Annotated in this window: 20 protein-coding genes; 9 read left to right on the top strand and 11 right to left on the bottom strand. The window is 71.8% G+C overall.

The annotated features are described in order from the left end of the window. Positions 1–11 precede the first annotated feature (11 nt). From AB0J76_RS05825 to AB0J76_RS05810, 4 genes are read left to right on the top strand one after another with little or no spacing between them, the layout of a single operon-like run. Positions 12–953, top strand: a complete 942-nt coding sequence (locus AB0J76_RS05825; protein ID WP_352322999.1) for a 4-hydroxy-3-methylbut-2-enyl diphosphate reductase — start codon at positions 12–14, stop codon at positions 951–953. 27 nt (positions 954–980) lie between these two features. After that, the gene (locus tag AB0J76_RS05820) at positions 981–2,390 is read left to right on the top strand and encodes a family 2B encapsulin nanocompartment shell protein (RefSeq protein ID WP_352322998.1); all 1,410 of its coding nucleotides are present in this window, start codon (positions 981–983) and stop codon (positions 2,388–2,390) included. A 43-nt stretch (positions 2,391–2,433) separates the two neighbouring features. After that, positions 2,434–3,804 (top strand): family 2B encapsulin nanocompartment shell protein, encoded by a 1,371-nt coding sequence (locus AB0J76_RS05815; protein ID WP_352322997.1) that lies wholly within the window; start codon positions 2,434–2,436, stop codon positions 3,802–3,804. Next, a complete protein-coding gene (locus AB0J76_RS05810; protein ID WP_352322996.1) occupies positions 3,804–5,999 on the top strand; it encodes a terpene synthase family protein in 2,196 nt (731 codons plus the stop codon). The genes AB0J76_RS05815 and AB0J76_RS05810 overlap by 1 nt, the downstream gene beginning before the upstream one ends. Here AB0J76_RS05810 and AB0J76_RS05805 read toward each other — a convergent pair. Then, positions 5,966–6,313 (bottom strand): STAS domain-containing protein, encoded by a 348-nt coding sequence (locus AB0J76_RS05805; protein ID WP_352322995.1) that lies wholly within the window; start codon positions 6,311–6,313, stop codon positions 5,966–5,968. The two genes, AB0J76_RS05810 and AB0J76_RS05805, sit on opposite strands and share 34 nt — an antisense overlap. A gap of 411 nt (positions 6,314–6,724) precedes the next feature. Further along, complete coding sequence (locus AB0J76_RS05800; protein ID WP_352322994.1) at positions 6,725–6,991, bottom strand: hypothetical protein; 267 nt, start codon at positions 6,989–6,991, stop codon at positions 6,725–6,727. A 398-nt stretch (positions 6,992–7,389) separates the two neighbouring features. Between AB0J76_RS05800 and AB0J76_RS05795 the strand changes: the two genes are divergently transcribed. Further along, a complete protein-coding gene (locus AB0J76_RS05795) occupies positions 7,390–7,878 on the top strand; it encodes a C40 family peptidase (RefSeq protein WP_352322993.1) in 489 nt (162 codons plus the stop codon). A 304-nt stretch (positions 7,879–8,182) separates the two neighbouring features. On the opposite strand, the gene AB0J76_RS05790 is transcribed toward AB0J76_RS05795, so the two are convergent. From AB0J76_RS05790 to AB0J76_RS05780, 3 genes are all read right to left on the bottom strand, one after another. Further along, positions 8,183–8,449 (bottom strand): hypothetical protein, encoded by a 267-nt coding sequence (locus tag AB0J76_RS05790; RefSeq protein WP_352322992.1) that lies wholly within the window; start codon positions 8,447–8,449, stop codon positions 8,183–8,185. A 544-nt stretch (positions 8,450–8,993) separates the two neighbouring features. Continuing rightward, positions 8,994–9,530 (bottom strand): MarR family winged helix-turn-helix transcriptional regulator, encoded by a 537-nt coding sequence (locus tag AB0J76_RS05785; RefSeq protein WP_352322991.1) that lies wholly within the window; start codon positions 9,528–9,530, stop codon positions 8,994–8,996. Continuing rightward, a complete protein-coding gene (locus tag AB0J76_RS05780; protein WP_352322990.1) occupies positions 9,527–10,144 on the bottom strand; it encodes a type 1 glutamine amidotransferase family protein in 618 nt (205 codons plus the stop codon). Before AB0J76_RS05780 ends, AB0J76_RS05785 begins: the two co-directional genes overlap by 4 nt. Positions 10,145–10,205: 61 nt before the next feature. Here AB0J76_RS05780 and AB0J76_RS05775 point away from each other — a divergent pair, with 61 nt between their 5' ends. Next, positions 10,206–11,552 carry an NERD domain-containing protein kinase family protein gene (locus AB0J76_RS05775; RefSeq protein WP_352322989.1) on the top strand — a complete coding sequence of 449 codons (1,347 nt, stop codon included), beginning with the start codon at positions 10,206–10,208 and terminating at the stop codon, positions 11,550–11,552. Positions 11,553–11,561: 9 nt separating this feature from the next. On the opposite strand, the gene AB0J76_RS05770 is transcribed toward AB0J76_RS05775, so the two are convergent. Next, the gene (locus AB0J76_RS05770; protein WP_352322988.1) at positions 11,562–14,243 is read right to left on the bottom strand and encodes a BTAD domain-containing putative transcriptional regulator; all 2,682 of its coding nucleotides are present in this window, start codon (positions 14,241–14,243) and stop codon (positions 11,562–11,564) included. A 115-nt stretch (positions 14,244–14,358) separates the two neighbouring features. Between AB0J76_RS05770 and AB0J76_RS05765 the strand changes: the two genes are divergently transcribed. Continuing rightward, a complete protein-coding gene (locus tag AB0J76_RS05765; protein WP_352322987.1) occupies positions 14,359–15,267 on the top strand; it encodes a M23 family metallopeptidase in 909 nt (302 codons plus the stop codon). 6 nt (positions 15,268–15,273) lie between these two features. Here the strand turns inward: AB0J76_RS05765 and AB0J76_RS05760 are convergent, their stop codons facing one another. After that, complete coding sequence (locus tag AB0J76_RS05760) at positions 15,274–16,077, bottom strand: FKBP-type peptidyl-prolyl cis-trans isomerase (RefSeq protein ID WP_352322986.1); 804 nt, start codon at positions 16,075–16,077, stop codon at positions 15,274–15,276. A 107-nt stretch (positions 16,078–16,184) separates the two neighbouring features. Between AB0J76_RS05760 and AB0J76_RS05755 the strand changes: the two genes are divergently transcribed. After that, positions 16,185–17,231 carry a DUF2293 domain-containing protein gene (locus AB0J76_RS05755; RefSeq protein WP_352322985.1) on the top strand — a complete coding sequence of 349 codons (1,047 nt, stop codon included), beginning with the start codon at positions 16,185–16,187 and terminating at the stop codon, positions 17,229–17,231. 32 nt (positions 17,232–17,263) lie between these two features. Continuing rightward, the gene (locus tag AB0J76_RS05750; protein ID WP_352322984.1) at positions 17,264–17,638 is read left to right on the top strand and encodes an MmcQ/YjbR family DNA-binding protein; all 375 of its coding nucleotides are present in this window, start codon (positions 17,264–17,266) and stop codon (positions 17,636–17,638) included. Here AB0J76_RS05750 and AB0J76_RS05745 read toward each other — a convergent pair. The 4 genes from AB0J76_RS05745 to AB0J76_RS05730 form a co-directional block, all read right to left on the bottom strand. Beyond that, a complete protein-coding gene (locus AB0J76_RS05745; RefSeq protein ID WP_352322983.1) occupies positions 17,618–18,226 on the bottom strand; it encodes a LysE family translocator in 609 nt (202 codons plus the stop codon). The two genes, AB0J76_RS05750 and AB0J76_RS05745, sit on opposite strands and share 21 nt — an antisense overlap. A 192-nt stretch (positions 18,227–18,418) precedes the next feature. After that, complete coding sequence (locus AB0J76_RS05740; RefSeq protein WP_352322982.1) at positions 18,419–19,618, bottom strand: serine hydrolase domain-containing protein; 1,200 nt, start codon at positions 19,616–19,618, stop codon at positions 18,419–18,421. Between the two features lie 122 nt (positions 19,619–19,740). Next, positions 19,741–20,937: a kynureninase gene (gene kynU / locus AB0J76_RS05735; RefSeq protein WP_352322981.1), complete on the bottom strand. Its 1,197-nt coding sequence runs from the start codon at positions 20,935–20,937 to the stop codon at positions 19,741–19,743. Positions 20,938–20,949: 12 nt separating this feature from the next. Then, positions 20,950–22,044, bottom strand: coding sequence for an ABC transporter substrate-binding protein (locus AB0J76_RS05730; protein ID WP_352322980.1), 1,095 nt, complete (start codon positions 22,042–22,044; stop codon positions 20,950–20,952). Positions 22,045–22,073 lie beyond the last annotated feature (29 nt).

Genomic DNA, 22,073 nt, shown 5'->3' with positions numbered 1-22,073 from the left:
GGGGCTCTCCGATGGGACGCGTACTGCTCGCGGCCCCGCGCGGTTACTGCGCGGGCGTCGAACGGGCCATCTTCTCCGTGGAGGAGGCGCTGCGGCGCTTCGGGCCACCGGTCTACGTGCGCAAGCAGATCGTGCACAACACGTTCGTGGTGGCCGACCTCACCGAACGCGGGGCGGTGTTCGTCGAGGAGCTCGACGAGGTGCCGGACGGCGCGCTGGTGATCTTCTCGGCCCACGGCGTCTCCCCCGCGGTCCGGCAGGAGGCCGGGGGCCGCGGCCTGCGCACGATCGACGCCACCTGCCCTCTGGTCACCAAGGTGCACAAGGAGGCGGTGCGGCTGGCCGAGGCCGGTCACGAGATCGTGCTCATCGGCCACGCCGAGCACGAGGAGGTCGAGGGCACCCTCGGCGAGGCGCCCGGCCGCATCCACGTCGTCGATCCGGCCAGGCCCCACGAGGTCACCGCGAGCGGCGCGGCGCGCATGACCTGGCTGTCGCAGACCACCCTGTCGGTCGACGAGACCATGGGCGCCGTCGCCGAGCTGCGCGGCCGTTTCCCCCAGCTGGCCGACCCGCCGAGCGACGACATCTGCTACGCCAGCCAGAACCGCCAGGAGGCGATCACCCGCATCGCCCCCCGCTGCGACCTGGTCATCGTCGTCGGCTCGGCCAACTCCTCCAACTCCCGGCGGCTGGTCGAGGTCGCGCTGCACGCCGGCGCGCCCGCCGCCCACCTGGTCGACCGCGCCGCCGACGCCGACCCGCGATGGCTCGGCGGCGTGGGCACGATCGGGGTCAGCTCCGGCGCGTCCGTGCCCGACGTGCTGGTCGAGGACCTGCTCGGCTGGCTCGCCGGCCACGGCTACACCGACGTGGAGCCCGTGACCGTGACCGAGGAGACGCTCACCTTCTCCCTCCCCCTGGAACTCCGTTCCTCCCGCAACCCCGGCTAGACCCCACACCGAGATTGGCGGTGCACCATGACAGAAACCACCGACTCCAGCGCGCCCGTGAACGGCAACGGGCAGCTCAGCCTCAGTACCGAGGCCGCCAAACAGCTCGCGACCACCACCAAGACACCCCCGCAGATGCAGGAGATCACCTCCAGGTGGCTGCTGCGGCTGCTGCCCTGGGTGCAGTGCTCCGGTGGCGTGTTCCGGGTCAACAGGCGCCTGACGTACACGCTCGGCGACGGGCGCATAACGTTCTCCACGACCGGCTCCGACGTGCGGGTCATCCCCGCTGAGCTGACGGAGCTGCCCATGCTGCGCGGCTTCGACGACATGGAGGTGCTCGAAGCGCTGGCCGACCGCTTCCAGCAGCGCGAGGTCGAGCCGGGCGAGGCCATCGTCAGGGAGGACGACCCGGCCGACCAGCTCGTGCTGATCGCCCACGGCCGGGTCGGCAAGGTGGGGCAGGGCGCCTACGGCGACGAGCAGAACCTCGGCGTGCTGGCCGACGGCGACCACTTCGGCGAGCAGGCGCTGACCGGCGGCGGCACCTACGACTTCACCGCCACGGCCAAGACGCACACCACCGTGCTCACCCTGTCCAGGCAGACCTTCGAGCAGCTGGCCGAGCAGTCCCCGTCGCTGCGCGAGCACATCCAGAGCCGGCAGGCGGCCGGCGACCACGCCCAGAACGCCTACGGCGAGGCCGCGATCGACATGGCCTCCGGCCACTCCGGCGAGGTCGCGCTGCCCGGCACGTTCGTGGACTACGAGCAGTCCCCCCGCGAGTACGAGCTGAGCGTCGCCCAGACGGTCCTGCGGGTGCACAGCCGGGTCTCCGACCTGTACAACCAGCCGATGAGCCAGCTCGACCAGCAGCTCCGCCTCACGATCGAGGCCCTGCGCGAGCGCCAGGAGCACGAGCTGATCAACAACCGGGAGTTCGGCCTGCTGCACAACGCCGACTTCAGCCAGCGCATCCGCACCCGTTCCGGCCCGCCCACGCCCGACGACCTCGACGACCTGCTGGCCGTGGTCTGGAAGGAGCCGGCCTTCTTCCTGGCGCACCCGCAGGCCATCGCCGCGTTCGGCAGGGAGTGCAGCAAGCGCGGCCTCTACCCGCAGGCCAGCGAGGTCAACGGCCACCGCATCCCGGCCTGGCGGGGCGTGCCGATCTTCCCGTGCAGCAAGATCCCGGTCACCGGCAAGCGCACCACGTCGTTCCTGCTCATGCGGACGGGCCAGGAGAACCAGGGCGTCGTCGGCCTGCACCAGACCGGCATCCCCGACGAGTACCAGCCCAGCCTGTCGGTGCGCTTCATGAACATCAACGAGAAGGCGATCATCTCCTACCTGGTCAGCGCCTACTACTCGGCCGCCGTCCTGGTGCCCGACGCGCTCGGCGTCCTGGAGGACGTCGAGCTCGGCAGGAACGGCTAGCAGCCCCTTCGTCCGTCCGGTCCAAGAATTGGTGGTGTTTGTGTTGACGGAGTCGGATCAGCGGCTGAGCCTGGATACCGCCGCGGCGCGGAAACTCGCCACGACGACCAAGACGCCTCCGCAGATGCAGGAGATCTCCTCCCGCTGGTTGCTGCGGATGCTCCCGTGGGTGGACACCGCCGGCACCTATCGGGTGAACCGGCGGCTCACCTACATGGTCGGCGGTGGCCGGGTCAGCTTCTCGCGCACCGGCGCCCGGGTGCGGGTGGTGCCGCCGAGCCTGACCGAGCTGCCGCCGCTGCACGGGCTCGACGACGACCGTCTGCTCGACACCCTCGCGGGCCTGTTCGAGCAGCGGGAGTACGCCCCCGGCGACACGATCGCGCGGGCCGGACGGCCGGCTGACGAGATCATCCTGGTCGCCGACGGCCGGGTCACCCGGTTCCAGCCGGGCGACTACGGCAACCGCCTGGTGCTCGGCACCCTCGGCGAGGGCGACCACGCCGGGACCGAACCGCCGGGCGAACGGGCCGTACGGCACGACACGCTGGAGGCCGGCACCAGGTGCACGGTGCTGGCCCTGCCGTGGGAGGAGCTGCGCGCGCTGGCCGAGAGCACGCCCGTCCTGCGCGACCTGCTCGACCGCCACCGCGCCCGGCGGGCGGCCGCCCAGACCAAGCACGGCGAGGCGGCCATCGAGCTGTCGGCCGGCCACCGGGGCGAGCACACGCTGCCGGGCACGTTCGTGGACTACGACCCGGGCCCGCGCGAGTACGAGCTCAGCGTCTCGCAGACCGTGCTGCGCGTGCACACCCGGGTCGCGGACCTGTTCTCCGACCCGATGGACCAGACCGAGCAGCAGCTCAGGCTCACCGTCCAGGCGGTGCGCGAGTCGCAGGAGCGCGAGCTGGTCAACAACCGCGACTTCGGCCTGCTGCACAACGTCGACCCGAGCCAGCGCATCCGCACGCTGACCGGGCCGCCCACCCCCGACGACCTGGACGACCTGGTCAGCCGGCGCAAGAAGTCGCGGTTCTTCCTGGCCCACCCGCGGGCCATCGCGGCCTTCGGCCGGCAGTGCAGCGCGCGGGGCGTCTATCCCGACACCGTCGAGATCGAGGGCGTGCCCGTGCAGTCGTGGCGGGGGGTGCCCATCCTGCCGTGCGACAAGATCCCGATCAGCCGGGCGGGCACCACCTCGATCCTGTGCATGCGCACCGGCGAGAAGGACCAGGGCGTCGTGGGCCTGTTCCAGACCGGCGTGCCCGACGAGCGGGAGCCGGGGCTCAGTGTGAAGCTCACCGGCATCGACCGGAAGGCGGTCATGTCGTACCTGGTCAGCGCCTACTACTCGTGCGCGGTGCTGGTGCCCGACGCGCTCGGGGTGCTGGAGGACGTGGAGGTCGCGAGCTGATGGCTCAGCCGTTCGAGCTGCCCGATTTCTACATGCCGTACCCGGCGCGGCTCAACCCGCACCTGGAGGAGGCCCGTACGCACGCCAAGCAGTGGGCGCGCGAGATGGGCATGCTGGAGGGATCGGGCGTCTGGGAGGAGGCCGACCTCGACGGCCACGACTACTCCCTGATGTGCGCCTACACCCACCCCGACTGCGACGGCGCCGAGCTGTGCCTGATCACCGACTGGTACGTCTGGGTGTTCTTCTTCGACGACCACTTCCTGGAGGTCTTCAAGCGCTCCGGCGACCTCCGGGGCGGCAAGCGGCACCTCGACCGGCTTCCCCGGTTCATGCCGATGGGCGCCGACCTGTCCATGCCGGAGCCGGCCAACCCGGTCGAGGCGGGCCTGGCCGACCTGTGGCTGCGCACGGTGCCGGGCATGTCGGCCGACTGGCGGCGGCGGTTCGCCGAGAGCACCCGCCACCTGCTCAACGAGTCGATCTGGGAGCTGTCCAACATCAACGAGGGCCGGATCGCCAACCCGGTCGAGTACATCGAGATGCGCCGCAAAGTGGGCGGCGCCCCCTGGTCGGCGGGGCTGGTCGAGCACGCGGTGCGGGCCGAGATCCCCGCCCGGCTGGCCGGCACCAGGCCGCTGCGGGTGCTGAAGGACAGCTTCTCCGACGCCGTGCACCTGCGCAACGACCTGTTCTCCTACGAGCGCGAGGTCAGGGACGAGGGCGAGCTGAGCAACGGCGTGCTGGTGCTGGAGACGTTCCTCGGGTGCACGACGCAGGAGGCCGCCGACGCCGTCAACGACCTGCTCACCTCGCGCATGCAGCAGTTCGAGCACACCGCGCTGGGCGAGCTGGGCCCGCTCTTCGTCGAGCACGCCGTCGATCCGCTGTCGGCGATGGGCGTGCTGGCCTACGTCAAGGGGCTGCAGGACTGGCAGTCCGGCGGGCACGAGTGGCATCTGCGGTCGAGCCGCTACATGAACAAGGGCGCGAAGACGGCCCGGCCGCTCGGCCCGAAGTCGCTGATCGCCGGCACGGGGGCCAAGCGGCTGCGCAACTTCGCCCACACCGGGCGGCGGCGCGTCGGCCCCTCGCAGATCCCCGAGCTGTACGTGCCCTTCGAGCTGCGCCTGTCCCCCCACCTCGACCGGGCCCGGCGCAACGCGGTGACCTGGTGCGCGTCCATGGGCCTGCTGGAGGCCCAGCCGGGCGTCGTGGGCTCGGCGGTCTGGGACGCCGAGAAGCTGGCCGACTACGACCTGCCGTTGTGCGCGGCCGGCCTGCATCCCGACGCCACCCCCGAGGAGCTGGACCTGGCCTCGTACTGGTTGTGCTGGGGCACCTACGGCGACGACTACTTCCCCGTCGTCTTCGGCCGGTCGGGCAACCTGGCGGCGGCCAAGGTCACGGTGTCCAGGCTCTCGGCGTTCATGCCGCTGGACGGCACGCCGGCGCCGCCGCCGCTGAGCGCGCTCGAACGCGGCCTGGCCGACCTGTGGGCGCGTACGGCGGGGCCGATGCCGGCCGGCGCCCGCGCGCAGCTGCGGCGGTCGGTCGTGACGATGTGCGAGGGCTGGCTCTGGGAGCTGGGCAACGAGGCCGCCGGGCACATCCCCGACCCGGTGGACTACCTGGAGATGCGCCGGCTCACCTTCGGCTCCGAGCTGACGATGAGCCTGTGCCGGCTGCGGCACGCGTACGCGCTGCCCGAGGCGCTGTACGAGAGCGGCCCGATGCGGGCCCTGGAGAACGCGGTCATGGACTGCGGGATGTTGATGAACGACATCTTCTCGTACCAGAAGGAGATCGAGTTCGAGGGCGAGCTGCACAACTGCATCCTGGTGGTCCAGAACTTCTTCGACTGCGACTACCCGGCCGCGCTCGGCATCGTCAACGACCTGCTGACCTCGCGGATGAAGCAGTTCCAGCACATCGCCGCGCACGAGCTGCCGATCCTGTGCGACGACCTCGGGCTCGACTGCGCGGCGCGGCAGGCGCTCGACGCGTACCTGGCCGACTGCCGCCACTGGCTGACCGGCGTTCTCAACTGGCACCGCGGTTGTCTGCGCTACGACGAGCCGTCCCTGCGCCGGCACCACCGGCCGCCGGCCTTCCGGCTGTCCGGCCCCCGCGGGCTCGGCACGTCGGCGGCGAGCCTGGTCTACAGCGGCACGTCGTACGGGCGCGGGGCGTAGAACCAGCCCATCATGCGCAGCAGCCGTCGCAGGTGCGGCGTGACGTTGTGCAGCCGGATCCACCGTTCGTCCGGGGGCAGCGCGGGCAGCGCCAGCACCCGCAGCCCGGACAGGTCGACGAAGGTCAGCTCGCCGATGTCGACCACGATGTACGTGCTGCCCCCGCGCGAGCCGGACAGCGTGCTGGCGAGCGCGGGGCTGTTGGTGACGTCGATCTCCCCGGACAGGGCGACGGCCGGGGCTCCGGGAGCGACCCGCAGCGTGATGCTGAGCTGCCCGTCCTGATAGAGCAGCCGCTCTTCGAGATCGTTCACGACGTGCGCACCCCCCAACAGCTATGGACAGGGGGTTGCCGGTGGGATGACCGTCAAGCTTCCCCCCGGCCGTGGTGGCCGCCCTGAGGAGGTCGCGGTTCCTTCGCCGCGCTGACGATTAACCCGAAACCAGGTTACACGAAGTATGTTTCGCTATGTAATGTTCAGGAGAAAATGACCGAATTGCAGCCCAATAATGAAGAGTTGCACCGGTCTCCGCAGACGCACGAAGCCGGCCCAGCACGCAGGGCTGGGCCGGCTTCGGACCGTCCTCTCGGCGGGGCCCGCACGCGTCCCGCCGCGGCCGATCCGCGGGCGTTCGGCAAGGTGCCGCCACGAGGGTCGTGGCTGCCGGAACGCCTTCAGGTCAGCCTGACGGGCGCGCGGACGGGCCGCCGCCGGTCAGCGGTCTCAGTTGTTGTCGCCGTAGTTGCTCTGGGCGTCCAGGACGTTGAGCTCGATGTCCTGGAGGTGCAGGGCGGTGAGGACGTCGATGTACTTGACGGAGTCGTTGAGGACGTCGTTGGCCAGCGTCAGGTCGTCCAGGATGGACAGCTGGCTCAGGATGGCCTTGCCGCCGTTGTAGGCGTTGGGGCCGACGTCGGCCGAGGCGCTCGTGGCGGTGAACCCGAACAGCGCGCCGGCGATGGCTGCACCGGTGAGAATGCGACGCATCATTTTTTACTTCCCTTTCATCGGAATCGGCGCAGCGGTGCGCGTCATCATTTATTACCCGCCTCCCGAGTGGCAGGATTTTCGCGAATAACGATCTCGTGGGGCCGCGGCGGGCCGCAAGGAAAATATGCTAAGGCAAAGTCAAGTACCCGCACTTATTCCTTGGCCGTCGATCGGGCGAAAGACATCCCGAAATGCCCCGAAATAGTGTGACTCGTCGGGCACGGCAGGTTGTTTTATCCCCATACTCCCGGAGCAGGTAATCGGGAGAAGTCGCTTGAAACGCCGTGCCGTACCGGTGGCGCGGCCGGCCACGCGGGGGTGCCGAATATGCCATGAACGGACTACTGCGATTGTTGGCGATTGCATTGGCGCACACCATTGTGTGCGTTTCCCATTCGATGCCCGCGCAGGGCGCCACGGGCTGCCATCCGCACGGGTGCCGCGCGCAGGCTCCGGCCGTCCGGTCGGCGGCGGGCTCGATCGCGCTGCGGGCGGCGATAGAGATGATCGGCGTCCCGTACTCGTGGGGCGGCGGCGGTCCTGGCGGCCCCGGATTCGGCATCGGCAAAGGGGCCAGGACCTGGGGATTCGACTGCTCGGGCCTGACCGAGTACGCGTGGGCGCGGGCCGGCGTGGCCATCGGGACGACGACGTACGAGCAGTGGCGCTCCGGGATCCGGATACCGCGGGAGGAGATCCAGCCCGGCGACCTGGTGTTCTACGACAGCGACGTCGCCACCCCCGGCCCCGAGCACGTGGCGCTCGCGGTGGACGGCACGCAGATCGTGCACGCGCCCTTCAGCGGCGAATTCGTCCGGCTCGACGCGCTGGAACGGCCGCGCTTCCTGGGCGTCGTACGCCCGAGCCCGGGCCGTTCCGACGCCTAGGCCGAGCCCGCCGAACCGATATCGCTGAGCCGAATTCGCCGAGCTGATTTCGCCGGCCGGGCCCGCGGAGCCGGGTGCGCCTATGCGTGAGCCCCGCGGCCCAGGTCGTCCTGCAGTGATCGACCTGGGCCGCGAGGCGTTCAGAGCTCGGTGCGCACCAAGCCCGTGCCGTGGCCTCGCGAAATGCCACGGCCCGTACTTTCGGTCCACCTCAAGGCACCAGGAAGGCGACCTTGGCCGGGCGGATCCGCGATATCTCCTGCGGGCCGCCGATCGTCTTCCTGCCTACGCCACGCGAGGAGGCTCAGTTGTTGTCGCCGTACTTGTCCTGGTTGTTGAGGACGTTGGCCTCGATGTCGTTCAGGTGCAGCAGGGTGAGGATGTCGATGTACTTGATGGAGTCGTTGGCGACATCGTTCAGCGCCGTCAGGTCGTCGAGGATGCTCAGCTGGCTCAGGATGCTCTGCCCGTTGTTGTACGGGTTGGGGCCGACGTCCGCGGACGCGGCGGAGGCGGAGAAGCCGAGAGCGGTGACCGCGATAGCTGCACCGGCCAGAATGCGACGGATCATGTTTGCTTTCCTCCATGGATCGGCGCTGAATTTGTGCGCCATGGTCGTTTGTGCAGGGCTGTGAGGTGCCGCAAATAACCATCGCGGCAGGCAGCGAAAATCGCAACTCGGAAAGCCCTAACGAAGGTCAAGGGGACGCCTCGATTTCTTGGCACTCGGTTTCCGCGCTCATCGACGGGGCACTGCATATATCCCGGTCCGGCTGCCCGGCGAACGGGATTCTTTTGGCCTTCCGGCGGCGATGTTGGGGCGTTCGTGCCCTGCCGTTCAGGCAACGATCACCCGAAACTTGAGGAACGACCTACGACGCCGGGTCCGAGTTCGGCGAATGTGGAGACCAGGTGAGTGGTTATCCAGGTGATCGCCTCGGAGCGGCTGTTCCGCTATTACCGGTACGGCGGTCGCGCCAGCTGTCCCGCTGACCTGCAAGAACGCCCCCGACCCAAAACCGCCCCCTCCCCGTCGAAGGACAGGAAGGGGGCGGAACGCGAGGAAGCGGGGAGAGGCCCGCGCACCGCCGCGCGGGGACGGGCGCAGGAGGCGGTCAGGTGGTAGAGGGGGTGATCAGGTGATCCAGGGCGGTGGTCAGGCGGTGGAGGGCGGTCAGGGATTCGCGGGCGGCGTCGAGGCCGAGCACGTCCACCAGGCGGTCGGCGAACTCGCGGTGGCCCGGGACGATCCCGGCGATCGCCTCGCGGCCCGCCTCCGTCGGCTGGAGCAGCTTGGCCCGCCGGTGCGCGGGATTGGGCCGGTATTCGGCCAGGCCCCGCTCCACCAGCAGGTCCGCGATCCGTTGCACACCCTGGCGGGTCATGCCCATCACCCTGGCGATCCCCGCCACGGGCAGCGGCTCCCCCAGGACGGCGCCCAGCACCTGCCACCAGGCCGCCGTCATGCCCGCCGGCTTGGCCAGCTCCTCCGCCACGTGCAGGAACTGGCCGTTGAGCCGGAACGACGCCAGAGCCAGCCCGGACAACAACTCGGCCGCCGCACTCTCACCGCCGTCACCGCTCCCGCTCCCGCCGGCGCTCCCGTCGCGGCGGGCAGGGGGGTTCTCGGGGACGGGGCCGCCGGGGGTCATGCGGTCATCAGCACCTCGAACGCCGCGGCGTCGCTCTCGCCGAACAGGCGGTACCAGGCGTCGAGGACGTCGGGCCGGTAGACGTCGAGCCGGCGGAAGATCTCCCGGGCGAAGGCGACGGGCTCGGTGGGGCCGGCGGTGACGAGGTCGCCGTCGAGCACGGCGTCCGTCTCCTGGTAGCGCCCGGCTCCGGCGTAGCCCGGCTGGGCCCCCAGGTACGGCAGCGCCGCGCTGGTGTGGCCGCGGTCGTCGAGCAGGCCCTCGCGGGCGAGGCCGGCCGTGGCGCCGCAGATGGCCGCCACCGGCACCCCGGCCTCCAGGAACTCGCGCGCCTTGCGGGCGAACGGCGCCAGCTCGTCACCCGCGTCCCACAGGTCGGCCCCCGGCAGGATGAGCAGCGAGCTGCGCTCGGGCGTGAGCCGGTCGAGCGCCAGGCCCGGGGTGACCCGCAGGCCGCCCATGCTGACGACGGGCTCGCCGGTCAGGCCGACGTTGACGATCTCGTACGCCCCCGGCTCGCGCTGGAAGCGCTCGCTGCGCAGATGGGCGGTCGCGTGCCCGGTCTCCCAGTCGGCGAAGGTGTCGTAGACGGCGTGGTGAATGATTCCCTTCATGACAACATACTGTCATTTCGACAGCATATTGTCAACGGAGAACCGTGGGAGGATGTGGGCCATGGCACAGATCGTCGGCGGAGGACGGCCGGTCAACGACGCCGAACGGCGCGTGATCTCCTACTTGCGCGACCACGCGCCCGCCGACTGGCTGCTGCTGCACAACGTCGAGGTCCCGCGCGGCGACGACGTGTTCGAGGTCGACCTGCTCGTGCTGACCGCCCACTCGCTCGTGGTCGTCGACGTCAAGGGCACCCGCGGCCGCATCGAGGTGTCCGGCACCCGCTGGTACCCGCCGCGCCGGGAGGCGTTCGGCTCTCCGGTGACCAAGCTGCGGGGCACGGCCAAGGCGCTCAAGGGCCTGCTGGTGTCCAGGGCCACCCAGCTCGAACGCGTCTACGTCGACAGCCTGGTCGTGCTCACCTCGCCCGACGCCGAGCTGGTCGACCAGGCCGGCCGCGACGCCCCCAACGTCACCGACCTGCCCGGCCTGGTGGCCACGCTGGGCGACGTCTCGCGGGTCAGGCGGGGGTGCAGCCCCGACGTGCGGCCCTACCTGACGGCGGTGCTCGACGCGCTCAACCACACCGTGCGCCGCAGCACCGCGCCGCCCAGGTTCGGCAACTGGGAGGTCGAGGAGCAGCTCGGCGGCGACGCCAAGGTCACCGAGTACCGCGCCTTCAACGCCACGCTGCCGGGCAGCGAGACCGTGCTGCTGCGGGTCTACCAGGCCGACCCGCTGGCCGACCACGAGGCGCGGGCCGCCGAGCGCCAGCGCATCGCCAACGCCTACCAGTCGCTGGCCCGCATCCCGCCCCATCCGTGCGTCGTGCGCTCGCGCGACTTCTTCGCCATCGACGACGAGAGCCGGTTCGTGCTGGTGCTCGACGACGTCCACGGCGAGGCGCTGCACCTGTCGCTGGGCAAGGGGGCCCGGCTGGGCGTGATCCAGGACCTGCTGCGCGGGCTCGCGCACGCGCACGCCAACGGCGTCGTCCACCGGGCGCTGACACCCGGGTGCGTGCTGGTGACCGACGACGGGCACGCGGTGCTGACCGGCTTCGACTACGCCAAGCCGGGGCCGCGCAACTACACCGTGGCCCACGAGCTGGGCAACGTGCTCGACGCCCACTACGTGGCGCCCGAGTGCCAGGAGCGTCCCGACCGGATGACCACCGCGTCCGACGTCTACGCGGCGGGGGCCATCGCCTACCAGCTGCTCACCGGGCAGCTCCCGACCAGCTCCGACGCCCACGGTCCCGACGTCCCCGACGTCGTGCGCCGGATGCTCGACCACTCCCCGGCCAAACGGCCGAGCGCCGCCGAGGCGCTCGACGCGCTGCAGGGCGTGCCGTTGCAGCAGTCGCGGCTGCGGCGGCTGGTCCGCCGCCTGGTCTCCGGCCCCTGACGTCCTCTCTCAGACCGGCAGGCTGCGGCGCAGGGCGCTGGCGTGCCTGAGGTAGTCGAGGGCCAGGCCGGTGCGCCCGGCCGAGCGGTGCAGCTCGCCGAGCAGCTGGGTGGCCGACGCCTCGCCGCTGCGGTCGCCGAGCTCCTGGAAGACCTCCAGTGAGCGTTCGAGGCCGGTCGAGGCGCGGGTCAGGTCGCCGCGCGCCGCCTGGAGGCCCGCCAGGCTCTGCAGCGCGTACGCCCCGCAGTGGCGGTCGCCGAGTGACTCGAAGATCTCCAGGGCGTGCCGGTGGAACGACATCGCCTGGTGCAGCCGGCCCATCTGGAGGCACACGCAGCCCTCCCGGTGGGCGTCCCCGAGCTCCTGGGCCAGCCGCATGGCCTCGCCCAGCGACTCCGCCGCCTGGACGAGGTCGCCCGAGGTCAGGCAGGCCCGGCCGATGGCCTGCCGGGCGAACGCCTCGCCGTGCCGATCCTCCGAGGCGACGAACATGGCCAGCGCCCGGCGCAGGTGCGCGAGCGACTGGAGGTGCCGGCCGCGGAACTGGTTCACGGCGCCGAGCCCGCAGACCGAGGTCGCCTCGGCCCTGACGTCTCCTATTTCGTGAAATATCTGGCGGGAGAGGGTGAAGCCCTCGGCGGACTCCTCGTACCGGTCCTGGTAGAGGCTGACCTGGGCCAGGCCCCTGAGCATGGCGGCCTCGCCGTACCGGTCGCCGGCGGCGCGGGCGGCGGCCAGGGCGGCGGTGTGCGTACGGCGCCAGGTGCCGAGGTGGCAGTGCAGGTCGAGGTAGGGCACCATGGCGGCGGCCAGCCCCCAGGCCGACTCGGCCAGGCCCAGCTCGGCCGCCAGGTCCACGGCTCCGGCCAGCGCCTCGTGCTCCGACTCGAACCAGGTGATCGGGTCGGCGGTGAGCCGGTCGAGCGTGCGCGCGGGCAGCCGCCACCTGGCCGCCCTGGCCGCGGTCAGGCTGAAGACGGTGGTGGGCAGGCGGGCCATGGCGTGCTCGGTGGTGGCCGTCCAGGCCGCCAGCACCCGGGCCAGCGCCCCGCGGTCGGGGCCGCGGTCGCGGGCGTGCCTGCCGACGAGGTCGGGCACGCGGTAGCGCGGCTGGCCCACGTCGTCGGTGCCGACCGGGTCCAGCAGGTGGGCGTCCACGAGCAGGTCGGTGACGTCGTGCGCGCCGTGCCGGCCGAGTGCCGCGTCCACCACCCAGCCCGGCTGGGCCCCGGCGGCGGGCCCGAGGACGCCGAGCGTGCTCAGCGTACGGGCGGCCTCCGCCGGCAGCCTGCGGTACCCGGCGTCGAGGCAGGCCCGCACCTCCTTCAGCTCGGCCAGCCAGTCCTCTTCGAGCCGCTCGCGCAGCACCGACAACGACCAGCCGGGCCGGGCCGCCAGCCGGGCCCCGGCGGCCCTGACCGCCAGGGGCGACCCGCCGCACAGCGTGACGACGGCCAGGGCGTCGGCCGGTTCGCGGGCCACCCGACCGGCCCCGGCGACGCCGCCGAGCAGCGCCAGCGACTCCTCCGGCGACAGCTCGCCGAGCTCGACGCGCAGCGCGCCGGGCAGCTCGGTGATCCGCCGCCTGCTGGTCACGATCACGGCGCTGTCGTTGCCGGGGAGCAGCGGGCGTACCTGGGCGGCGTCGCGGGCGTCGTCCAGCAGGACCAGCATCGGGCGTTCGGCCAGCAGCGACCGCAGCAGCGCCGACCGCTCGCCGGGCGTCGGCGGCGCGCCGGTCACCCCGAGCGCCCGCAACGCCTCGGCCAGCAGCTCGCCCGGCGCCCTGCCGCCCAGCTCCAGGTAGAGCTGCCCGGCGGGGAAGGCCGGGCGCAGGCGATGGGCGGCGTGCACGGCCAGGGCCGACTTCCCCACGCCGGGCGGGCCGGAGATCACCGCGACCGAGAACGTCCCGGCCAGCGCGGCCAGGGGCGCGGCCCGGCCGATGAAGTCCGGCAGGTCGGGCGGGAGCTGCCGGGGCACGGCCGGCGCCGCCCGGCCCTCGTCGGCCAGGATCAGCTCGTACGCCCCGCGCAGCTCGGCCCCCGGCTCGACGCCGAGCTCGTCCACGAGCTGGTCGCGGACCGCCGCGTACGTGCGCAGGGCCTCGGCCTTGCGGCCCCCGCGGTGCAGGGCGAGCAGCAGCCGGCCCCACAGGTCCTCCCGGTAGGGGTGCTCGACCAGCAGGCCGCGCAGCTCGTCGGCGGCGCCGTCGTGGTCGCCGGCCTTGAGGCGCCGTTCGATCAGCGACTCGGCGGCCCGCAGCCGCAGCCGGTGGAGGTGCTCGATCCGGCGGTCCCACACCGGGCTGCCCGGCAGGTCGCTCAGCGGCGCGCCGCGCCAGAGCGCGAGGGCCTCGCCGTACTCGCCGCGCCGCGTCAGCTCCTCGAACAGGCGCAGGTCGAGCGCGCCGTCGGCGACGTCGATCGTGTAGCCGGCCCCGGCGGCGCGCAGGCCGACCGGGCCGAGCTGGGACCGCAGCGAGCTGACGTAGGTGCGCACGTTGGCCAGCGCCGAACGCGGCGGACGCCCCGGCCAGAGCACCTCGGCGAGCCGGTCGGCGCCGACCACCTGCCCCGCCTCCAGCAACAACGTGGCCAGCAGCATGCGGGGTTTGCCGCCGGAGATCCGTAGGGGGCGGCCGGCGGAGCGGATCTCCAGCGGGCCGAGGACGTGGAAGGTGACCGTCATGACAGCATCAGCCCCTTTACGGGAGATCTGACAGCTCTTTGTATCGGTTCTGGATGATTCTTGTGCGGCCAATGCGGACTCTGGTGTCACAGATCCCACTGGAAAGGATCACCCCATGAAGCTCAGCCGATCAATGGTCGCCGGCCTGGCTTTGTTACTCGGCCTCGGTACGACGACCCCCGCCTTCGCCGACCCGGAGCCGGAGTCCGCCCAGGCGCAGCTCCTCGCGACGAACTTCCAGATGCCGTTCCCCTGCGGCCAGACCTGGACCGGCAACTCCAGCGCGAGCAGCGCCCACCAGTCGTGGGAGATCGACTTCAACAGGGGCAGCACCGCCGACGCCGACCTCGGCGACCCGGTCGTGGCCGCCGCCTCGGGAACGGTGGCGATCTCGGCGCACCAGGGCTCGACCAACGGCTACGGCAACCTCGTCAAGATCGACCACGGCGGCGGCTGGTCCACCTATTACGCCCACCTGAACACCCGGCTGGTCAGCGCCGGCCAGTCGGTCTCGCAGGGCCAGCAGATCGGCACGGTCGGCAACACCAGCAAGCCGGGCAACAACATCAGCCCTCACCTGCACTACGAGGTGCGGCTGGGCACCAGCTACCCGTCGAACATCCAGAAGGCCGTCTTCAACGGCGTCACCTTCGGCTACCCGGTGCAGACGCTGAGCTCCAAGAACTGCGGCGGGTCCAGCAACCCGTACACGCCGCAGGAAGCCTGCGGCGCCGGCTACGACGTGATCGACTCGGCCGGGCTCGGCACCGACGGGACCGTCTACCTGCTCTACAACGGCTCCAACGGCAACAACTGCGTGGTCACCATGAAGGCGAAGTCGCTCGGCACGGCGACCGCGACGACCGCCTACCTGGAGGTGCAGGGCAGTACCAGGAAGACCGACTCCGGCAACTACGGCTACTACGCCGGTCCGGTCTACGCCGCCGCCGCGAACACGTGCGTCAAGTGGGGCGGCAAGGCCGGCGCCTCGGCCTACGACAGCCCGTTCGAGCACTGCGGCTGAGGCGGCTCAGGCCGGCGTGATCGTGTCGAGGACGTCGATCACGTACAGCATGGGCCTGTCCCCCGGGGACCCCACGGCCAGCCGGCTGCCGACCCGGCTGCCGACCAGCGCCTCCAGCCAGGCGGGCGGCACCGAGCCGGGCCTGAGCGTGAAGGCGCTGGGACCGCCCTTCCGGTAGGAGGAGTCCACCACCGTGCGGGACGGCCAGGACGCGGCCACGTACTGGATGACCACTTTGGAACCCGCCGTGACGTCCCGTCCCGAACCGTCGATGAGGGTCCGGGGCGGGGAGTCCGGCCGCAGGTCGGGCGGGATCGCCGGCAGGGCCCGCCCGACGAGCCGCGCGTCGGGCGGGTAGCCGCCGAGGATGTCGAAGACCACCACCAGCGTGTCGGCCGGCGAGACGCCGGTCAGCGGCACGTTCGGGCCCATGGCCTCCGACGCCGGGCTGACCAGCATCACCCGGCTGCCGGCCGGCCTGCCGATGAGCGAGGCCCGCCAGGTCTCGGAGACCTGCCTGCCGTCGAAGACGACCGTGGTGGGCTGGTTGCCGTCGTAGGTGCTGAGATACGGCTGGTTGCCCGACCATCGCCGGATGTCCACGTCGGCGAGCACGACGTCCCCCGGGACCGTACGCCGGCCGTTGCCCATGGAGAGCACCGTGATCCGCGGCGTGCGCCCCGGCTTCCCCCGAGGTATGGCGACGACGGGCTTGCTGCCGAACGCGCCCGTCACGACGGGCTGCGAGCCGTCCTCGGCGACGCCACACGAGGTGGCCAGCATGAGTACGGCAGGCCAGAGCAGGCGCACGATTTCCCCCAAGATGCCAGATCCGAAGGGGTTACTTGCCGCAATAGCCAAAAGGAAAGCTGCGGGTCTCGCCATCTCACGACAAAGGGCGCGGGAGACTGGACCGCGTGAGCAAGCCCAACCTGGCCCGCAGGGTCGCAGAAGCAGCCGAGATCGCGTTGACCACCCGTCACTACGTGACGTTCATCGACGTCGTGACGGGGTTGCGCTGGCTGCGGTCCCGGCACGTGGACCTCTGGCGGCAGGGCCGCGCCGGCACGCTGGCCGAGCTGGCCGCGGTCGACGAGGAGCGGCTGCTCGTCACGGCCGGGCTGCTGCGGGAATGGGCCCTGGCCAAGGGGCTGCGGCCGGTGGAGACGCCGTACGTGGCCGGCACCCGCGACCGGCGCGACCTGCGTTTCACCTCCGGCCACGGGCAGGACGCCTTCCGCGTCCACTGGCTCTCGCCCGACCTGAGCGAGGCCCGGGTGCGGCGGCTCACCCAGCGGCAGAGCAAGGCCCCCGACCTGGTGGCGGTGGTCTCGGAGGACCCGTGGACGTGCGCGTCCTGCGGCGACACCGGACCGTACCTGATCATGGAGGACGACCGGCCCCACTGCCTGAGCTGCGCCGACCTGGACCACCTGGTGTTCCTGCCGGCGGGGAACGCGGCGCTCAGCCGGCGGGCCAAGCAGGAGAGCGGGCTGTCGGCGGTGGTCGTCCGGTACAACCGGCGGCGCAAGGTCTACCAGCGCCAGGGCGTGCTGGTCGAGGAGGGCGCGCTGGCCGCGGCCGAGGAGCGCTGCCTGGCCGACGAGGACGCGCGGCTGCGCCGCCGCGAGCGCGACCAGGTGCGCAGGGCCGAGCAGGACGTCGCCTTCCAGGCGGCGATGGCGGCCGAGATCGCCCGGCTGTTCCCTGGCTGCCCGGCCGAGCGGGCCCGCGAGATCGCCGAGCACGCCGGCCGGCGCGGCAGCGGCCGGGTGGGCCGGACGGCGGCGGCCAGGGCGCTCGACGAGAACGCCATCACGCTGGCGGTGATCGCGTCGGTCCGGCACCTCGACACCGACTACGACCGCCTGCTCATGTCGGGCGTCCCCCGGATGGAGGCCAGGGACCGGATCAGGGACGCCATCGAGGCCAGGCTCACGGAGTTCCGGCGACCGCCGCGGTGACCGCGCGGGGCCGCCTTCGGTACCGTCCATACATGGACGACTGGCACACCGTACGTGCGGAACTGCGGGCCTTCGCGCTGGGGCTGCCCGAGACCCACGAGGACCATCCGTGGGGCGAGACGGTCATCAAGGTCAACAAGAAGGTCTTCCTGTTCCTCGGCCTGGACGAGCAGACGGAGAAGTGGGCCCCGACGTTCGGCGTGAAGCTGCTGTCGGAGGCGCACGGCCACGCGCTGACCGTCGAGGGCGCGGCCCCCAGCGGGTACGGCCTGGGCAGGGCCGGCTGGGTGACCGTGCCGTTCCTGTCGGCGCTGCCCGAGACCGACGTGCTGCTCGACTGGGTCGAGGAGAGCTACCGGACCATCGCCCCGAAACGGGCGGTCAAGCTACTGGACGGCCAGCCGTAGCGCGAAGGCGACCAGCAGCACGCCGGTCACCCGCTCGACCCTGGCCCGCACCCGCGGCCTGCGCAGCAGCGCGCTCACCCGGTCGATGATCACGTTGTAGAGGCTGAACCAAAGCACGTAGAGCACGGCGATGATCCCGGACAGCAGCAGGGCCCGTCCAAGGGTGTCGCCGTGGCCGGGCAGGAACTGCGGCAGCCAGGTCACGAAGAGCAGCAGCACCTTGGGGTTGAGCAGGTTCGACAGCAGCCCCCTGCGCACGTGCACGAGCGGCGAGCCGGTCGGGGGCGCGGCGCCCTCCACGGCCTTGGCCCGGTTCCGGCTCGACAGCAGGGCGTGCACCCCGAGCCAGAGCAGGTAGCAGATGCCGAGGGCGCGCACCACGGTGAAGGCGGTGGGCGAGGCGGCCAGCAGCGCCGACAGGCCGACCGCGGCGGCCGCGGCGTGCACGGACAGGCCCAGCAGGCCGCCGAGCATGGTCAGCAGGCCGGCCACGCGGCCGTGGGCGAGGGAGTTGCGCATGATCAGGGCCGCGTCGGGGCCGGGGATCATGATCATGATCAGCGTCGTGACCGCGAAGGTCAGCAGCATGGCGGGGGTCTCCCGGAGCTGGGGGCGCGCTCCCGCCCGACCCGCCGGGTGTGCGGAGGTCGCACGGTCACGCGGGCGAACATCGTCAGTGCCTTGTGGGCAGAGGTCATGATATCTGGATCAGTTCGCCGAAACACGCCAGGAGAGGCGATAAGGGACCTCTGTGACCAAAGCCACCATGAGGCCCCTGACCTACTTCGCGAAGGCCGCCAGTGCGATGCCGAGGCCGCGTTCGTTCTGGCCCTGGGCCTTGGCGTCGGTGGAGTTGACCGAGAAGACCACGACGCGGCTCAGGTCCTGGGTGGCGCCGATGCCGGCGGAGCTGCCGTAGCGGGCGCCGGTCTTGCCGTACGCGACGATGCCGCCGGGCAGCGTCAGCTCGGTCAGCCCCGAGGTGTAGTGGGCCGGCTCGCCGTCGGTGCCGTACATGGTCACCTTCGGCACCGCGAACATCGGCTTCAGCTGCTCGGCGGGCACGAGTTCGCCGCCGAACAGCGCCTTGGTGAACTTCTCCAGGTCGGCGGTGGTGGTGATGAGGTCGCCCGAGGCCCAGGTGGAGGTGACCTCCATCTCGGTGACGTCCACGACGTACGCGCCGCCGTAGGGGAAGGAGTCGGGGAAGCCCTTGGGGACGACCTGGTAACCCTGGTTGTGCCGACCGTGGATCTTGACGGACCTGCCGGGGAAGTAGCTCTGGTTCATGCCGAGCGGGCGCAGGATCCGGGCGCCGACCTCCTGCTCGTACGACCTGCCGGTGACCTTCTCGATCACCAGGCCCTCGACGAAGGTGTTGATGTTGAGGTAGTGCTGCCTGGTCCCGGGGGTGAACTCGATCGGGTTGAGCACGGCCTGGCGGACGTACTCCCGCGGGGTGATCGTCTTGAAGCGGTCGGCGTAGACCCGCTCGAAGCCGCCCTCCGACTTCGGCGCGGGCAGGCCGCTGGTGTGGTTGAGCACCTGGGCCAGCTTGACCGGCGGGTAGTCGGCGGGCAGCAGCCCCGGCAGGTAGTCCTGGACCGTGCGGTCGAGGGAGACCCTGCCCTCGGCCACGAGCTGGAGCACCACCGCCGTGGTCAGCACCTTGGTCACGCTGCCCGCCCGGAACCTGGCCCCCTCCCTGGCCGGGTGCTTCCCGCGCAGATCGGTGACGCCGGAGACGCCGTGCCAGGAGCCGGCCGAGCCGCTGACCCTGACCTCGGCCGCGGTGGCGTCGGCCGCGGGCAGCCCGGCGATGCTCTTCCTCAGCGCCGCCTCGTTGATCGGCGGCACCTGGACGGCGTCGGCGGCGCTGTGGGCGCCCACCTCCGCATGGGCGAGGGCGGGGGCGCCCACGGTCAGGGCGGACAGAGCGGACAGGGCCAGGACGGCGGCGGCCAGACGGGTGCGCTTCATGGGGATCTCTCCAGGTCACATCGGCTTTCGATGGGACAATCCTGGCCGGGGACCCCCTGGCGGCGGATCGCCGACGACAGCGATGTTCCAGCTCGCTCCCAGGAGGGAGGGGACTCGCCCGATCAGGTGACCGCGAGCCGCCGGGCGTACCGCTCGTCCCGCCACAGCTCCTTGTCCAGCACCTCCAGCAGCGTGGTGGCCGCGTCGTGGACGTCGGCGTAGCCGATGTAGAGCGGCGCGAAGCCGAACCTCAGGACGTCGGGCGCGCGGAAGTCGCCGTGCACCCCCCGGTCGATGAGGGCCCGCATGACCGGGTAGCCGTCGGGGTGGTGGAAGCAGACCTGGCTGCCGCGCGCGTCCGGCTCGGCGGGCGAGACCAGCTTGAGCGCGTCGCCGACCAGGTCGACGAAGAGCGAGGTCAGGGCGACGCTCTTGGCCCGGACCTGCGCCATCGGCACCCGCTCCCAGATGTCCAGCGCCGCCTCCAGCGCGGCGAAGGACACCACGTGCGGCGTGCTGACCGCGAAGCGCCGGATGCCCTCGGCCGGGCGGTAGCCGGTCTCGAAGGCGAACGGCTCGGCGTGGCCGTGCCAGCCGGACAGCACGTTCTCGGCGGTGGCGTGGTGGCGCGGGTTGACGTAGAGGAAGGCGGGCGCGCCGGGTCCGGCGTTGAGGTACTTGTACGTGCACCCGACCGCGAAGTCGGCCTGCGACACGTCCACCTCCATGGCGCCCACGCTGTGGCACACGTCCCAGACCATGAGCGCCCCGGCCGCCTGGACCTGGGCGGTCACCGAGGGTACATGCCGCCGGGCGCCGGTGCGGTAGTCCACCTCCGACAGCAGCACCACGGCCGCGTCGTCGAAGCGGCCCTCGGCGTAGTCGCGCACCTCGTAGTCGCCGAGCAGCCGGGCCAGGCCCTGGGCGATGTAGTGGTCGGTGGGGAAGTTCCGCGGGTCGGAGACGATCACCTTGCGGCCGGGGCGCAGCCGTACGGCGGCGGCCAGCGCCTGGTAGGCGGCGATCGTGGTGGTGTTGCCCACGACGACCTGGCCGGGGCCGGCCCCGATCAGCGGCGCGAGCCGGTCGCCGGCGGTCAGCGGCTGGTCGTACCAGCCGGCCGCGTTCCAGCCCCCGACCAGCTGGCCGCCCCACTCGTCCTCGACCGTGCGGCGCACCCGTTCCGCGGCGCGGCGGGGCATCGCGCCGAGCGAGTTGCCCACGAGGTAGACGACCCCTTCGGGCAGGGCGAACTCGTCCCTGAACGGCCGCAGCGGATCGTCGGCGTCGAGGGCGAGGCAGGCGTCGCGGTCCAGCACCGGTTGTGCTCCTTACGAGGGCGAGATGGTGGCGATTATCCGGTTTACACCATTCTGGTACTGGCGGACGTACCAGTTCTGCACCGGATTGTGCGCCGAGTCCAGGCGGAGCGACCCCCGCGGGCCGTCCAGCTCCCGCACCCCGGCCAGCGCCCTCGTCAGGTCGCCGCCCGCGGCCGCCGCCCGATCGATCAGCCGCATCGCGTCCCAGCTCTGCAGCGCGACCGCGGACGGGTTCCGCCCGGTACGCGCCCGCCACCCCGCCACGAACGCGGCGTTGGCCGGGTTCCGCAGCGCGGGCGACCAGAGCCCGATGCTGACCATGCCCTCGGCGTCCCGGCCGACCGCGCGCAGGACGTCCTCGTCGGCCAGGTTCTGGCAGGCCAGCAGCTTGATCCTGGCATCGTAGCCGAACCGCCTGAACGCCTTGACGAACGCGACCGCCTCCCCGCCCGCGTAGAAGGCGTACAGAAGCCGCGCCTCGCGCGGTATGCGCGCCAGGTACGGCTCCAGGTCGGCCTGCCCGCCGAACGGCGTCAGGATGCGCTTGAGCGGCCCGGCGCCGTATCCCTCGGCGAAGCCGGTCAGGGTCTCGGCGCCCGCGGAGTAGTCGGGGGCCATGAGCACCACGTCCTGGCCGGCGTAGTGCTCGGCGGCGTACCGGCCGGCCGCGTAGCCGTGGGCGCGGTTGGTGTAGGACACCCGGAAGACGCCGGGCCCGCCGAGCTGGTCGGCGCCCGCGTTCGCGATCACCACCGGGGTGCCGGCCGCCTCCTTGACCACCGAGACGGCCACCGGCGAGGCGAGCAGGCCGGTGAGCACGTCGGCCCCGCCGTCGATCAGCTTCCTGGCCTGCTCCGCGCCGATCTCCGGGCTGCCGGCGTCGTCGGCCACGACCAGCCGGGCCGGCCGGCCGCCGAGCAGGCCGTGGTGGTCGTCCAGGTAGAGCCGCATGGCGGTCTCCATGTCGTCGCCGAGGGCGGCGTACACGCCGGTCTGCGAGATGATCGCGCCGACCCGTACGGGCTCGTCCTCCGCGGCGAGGGGCACCGCGCCGCCGCAGCCGGCGACCATCAGCGCGACCAGCCCCAGCACGGCAACGCGCATGGGAGCCCCCTTCAGCCCTCGCCCGACGC

This window comes from Nonomuraea sp. NPDC049624 (genome assembly GCF_040675255.1).
GTDB lineage: Bacteria > Actinomycetota > Actinomycetes > Streptosporangiales > Streptosporangiaceae > Nonomuraea.
The sequence above is the reverse complement of the archived record's forward strand: the minus strand, read 5'-3'. Positions and strand labels throughout refer to the sequence as shown.

Excerpts from the sequence above, each read along its gene's own strand:
- AB0J76_RS05825 (WP_352322999.1), top strand. The coding sequence starts at position 12 with ATGGGACGCGTACTGCTCGCGGCCCCGCGCGGTTACTGCGCGGGCGTC.
- AB0J76_RS05820 (WP_352322998.1), top strand. The coding sequence starts at position 981 with ATGACAGAAACCACCGACTCCAGCGCGCCCGTGAACGGCAACGGGCAG.
- AB0J76_RS05810 (WP_352322996.1), top strand. The coding sequence starts at position 3,804 with ATGGCTCAGCCGTTCGAGCTGCCCGATTTCTACATGCCGTACCCGGCG.
- AB0J76_RS05800 (WP_352322994.1), bottom strand. The coding sequence starts at position 6,991 with ATGATGCGTCGCATTCTCACCGGTGCAGCCATCGCCGGCGCGCTGTTC.
- AB0J76_RS05795 (WP_352322993.1), top strand. The coding sequence starts at position 7,390 with ATGCCCGCGCAGGGCGCCACGGGCTGCCATCCGCACGGGTGCCGCGCG.
- AB0J76_RS05790 (WP_352322992.1), bottom strand. The coding sequence starts at position 8,449 with ATGATCCGTCGCATTCTGGCCGGTGCAGCTATCGCGGTCACCGCTCTC.
- AB0J76_RS05785 (WP_352322991.1), bottom strand. The coding sequence starts at position 9,530 with ATGACCCCCGGCGGCCCCGTCCCCGAGAACCCCCCTGCCCGCCGCGAC.
- AB0J76_RS05780 (WP_352322990.1), bottom strand. The coding sequence starts at position 10,144 with ATGAAGGGAATCATTCACCACGCCGTCTACGACACCTTCGCCGACTGG.
- AB0J76_RS05775 (WP_352322989.1), top strand. The coding sequence starts at position 10,206 with ATGGCACAGATCGTCGGCGGAGGACGGCCGGTCAACGACGCCGAACGG.
- AB0J76_RS05770 (WP_352322988.1), bottom strand. The coding sequence starts at position 14,243 with ATGACGGTCACCTTCCACGTCCTCGGCCCGCTGGAGATCCGCTCCGCC.
- AB0J76_RS05765 (WP_352322987.1), top strand. The coding sequence starts at position 14,359 with ATGAAGCTCAGCCGATCAATGGTCGCCGGCCTGGCTTTGTTACTCGGC.
- AB0J76_RS05750 (WP_352322984.1), top strand. The coding sequence starts at position 17,264 with ATGGACGACTGGCACACCGTACGTGCGGAACTGCGGGCCTTCGCGCTG.
- AB0J76_RS05745 (WP_352322983.1), bottom strand. The coding sequence starts at position 18,226 with ATGCTGCTGACCTTCGCGGTCACGACGCTGATCATGATCATGATCCCC.
- AB0J76_RS05740 (WP_352322982.1), bottom strand. The coding sequence starts at position 19,618 with ATGAAGCGCACCCGTCTGGCCGCCGCCGTCCTGGCCCTGTCCGCTCTG.
- AB0J76_RS05730 (WP_352322980.1), bottom strand. The coding sequence starts at position 22,044 with ATGCGCGTTGCCGTGCTGGGGCTGGTCGCGCTGATGGTCGCCGGCTGC.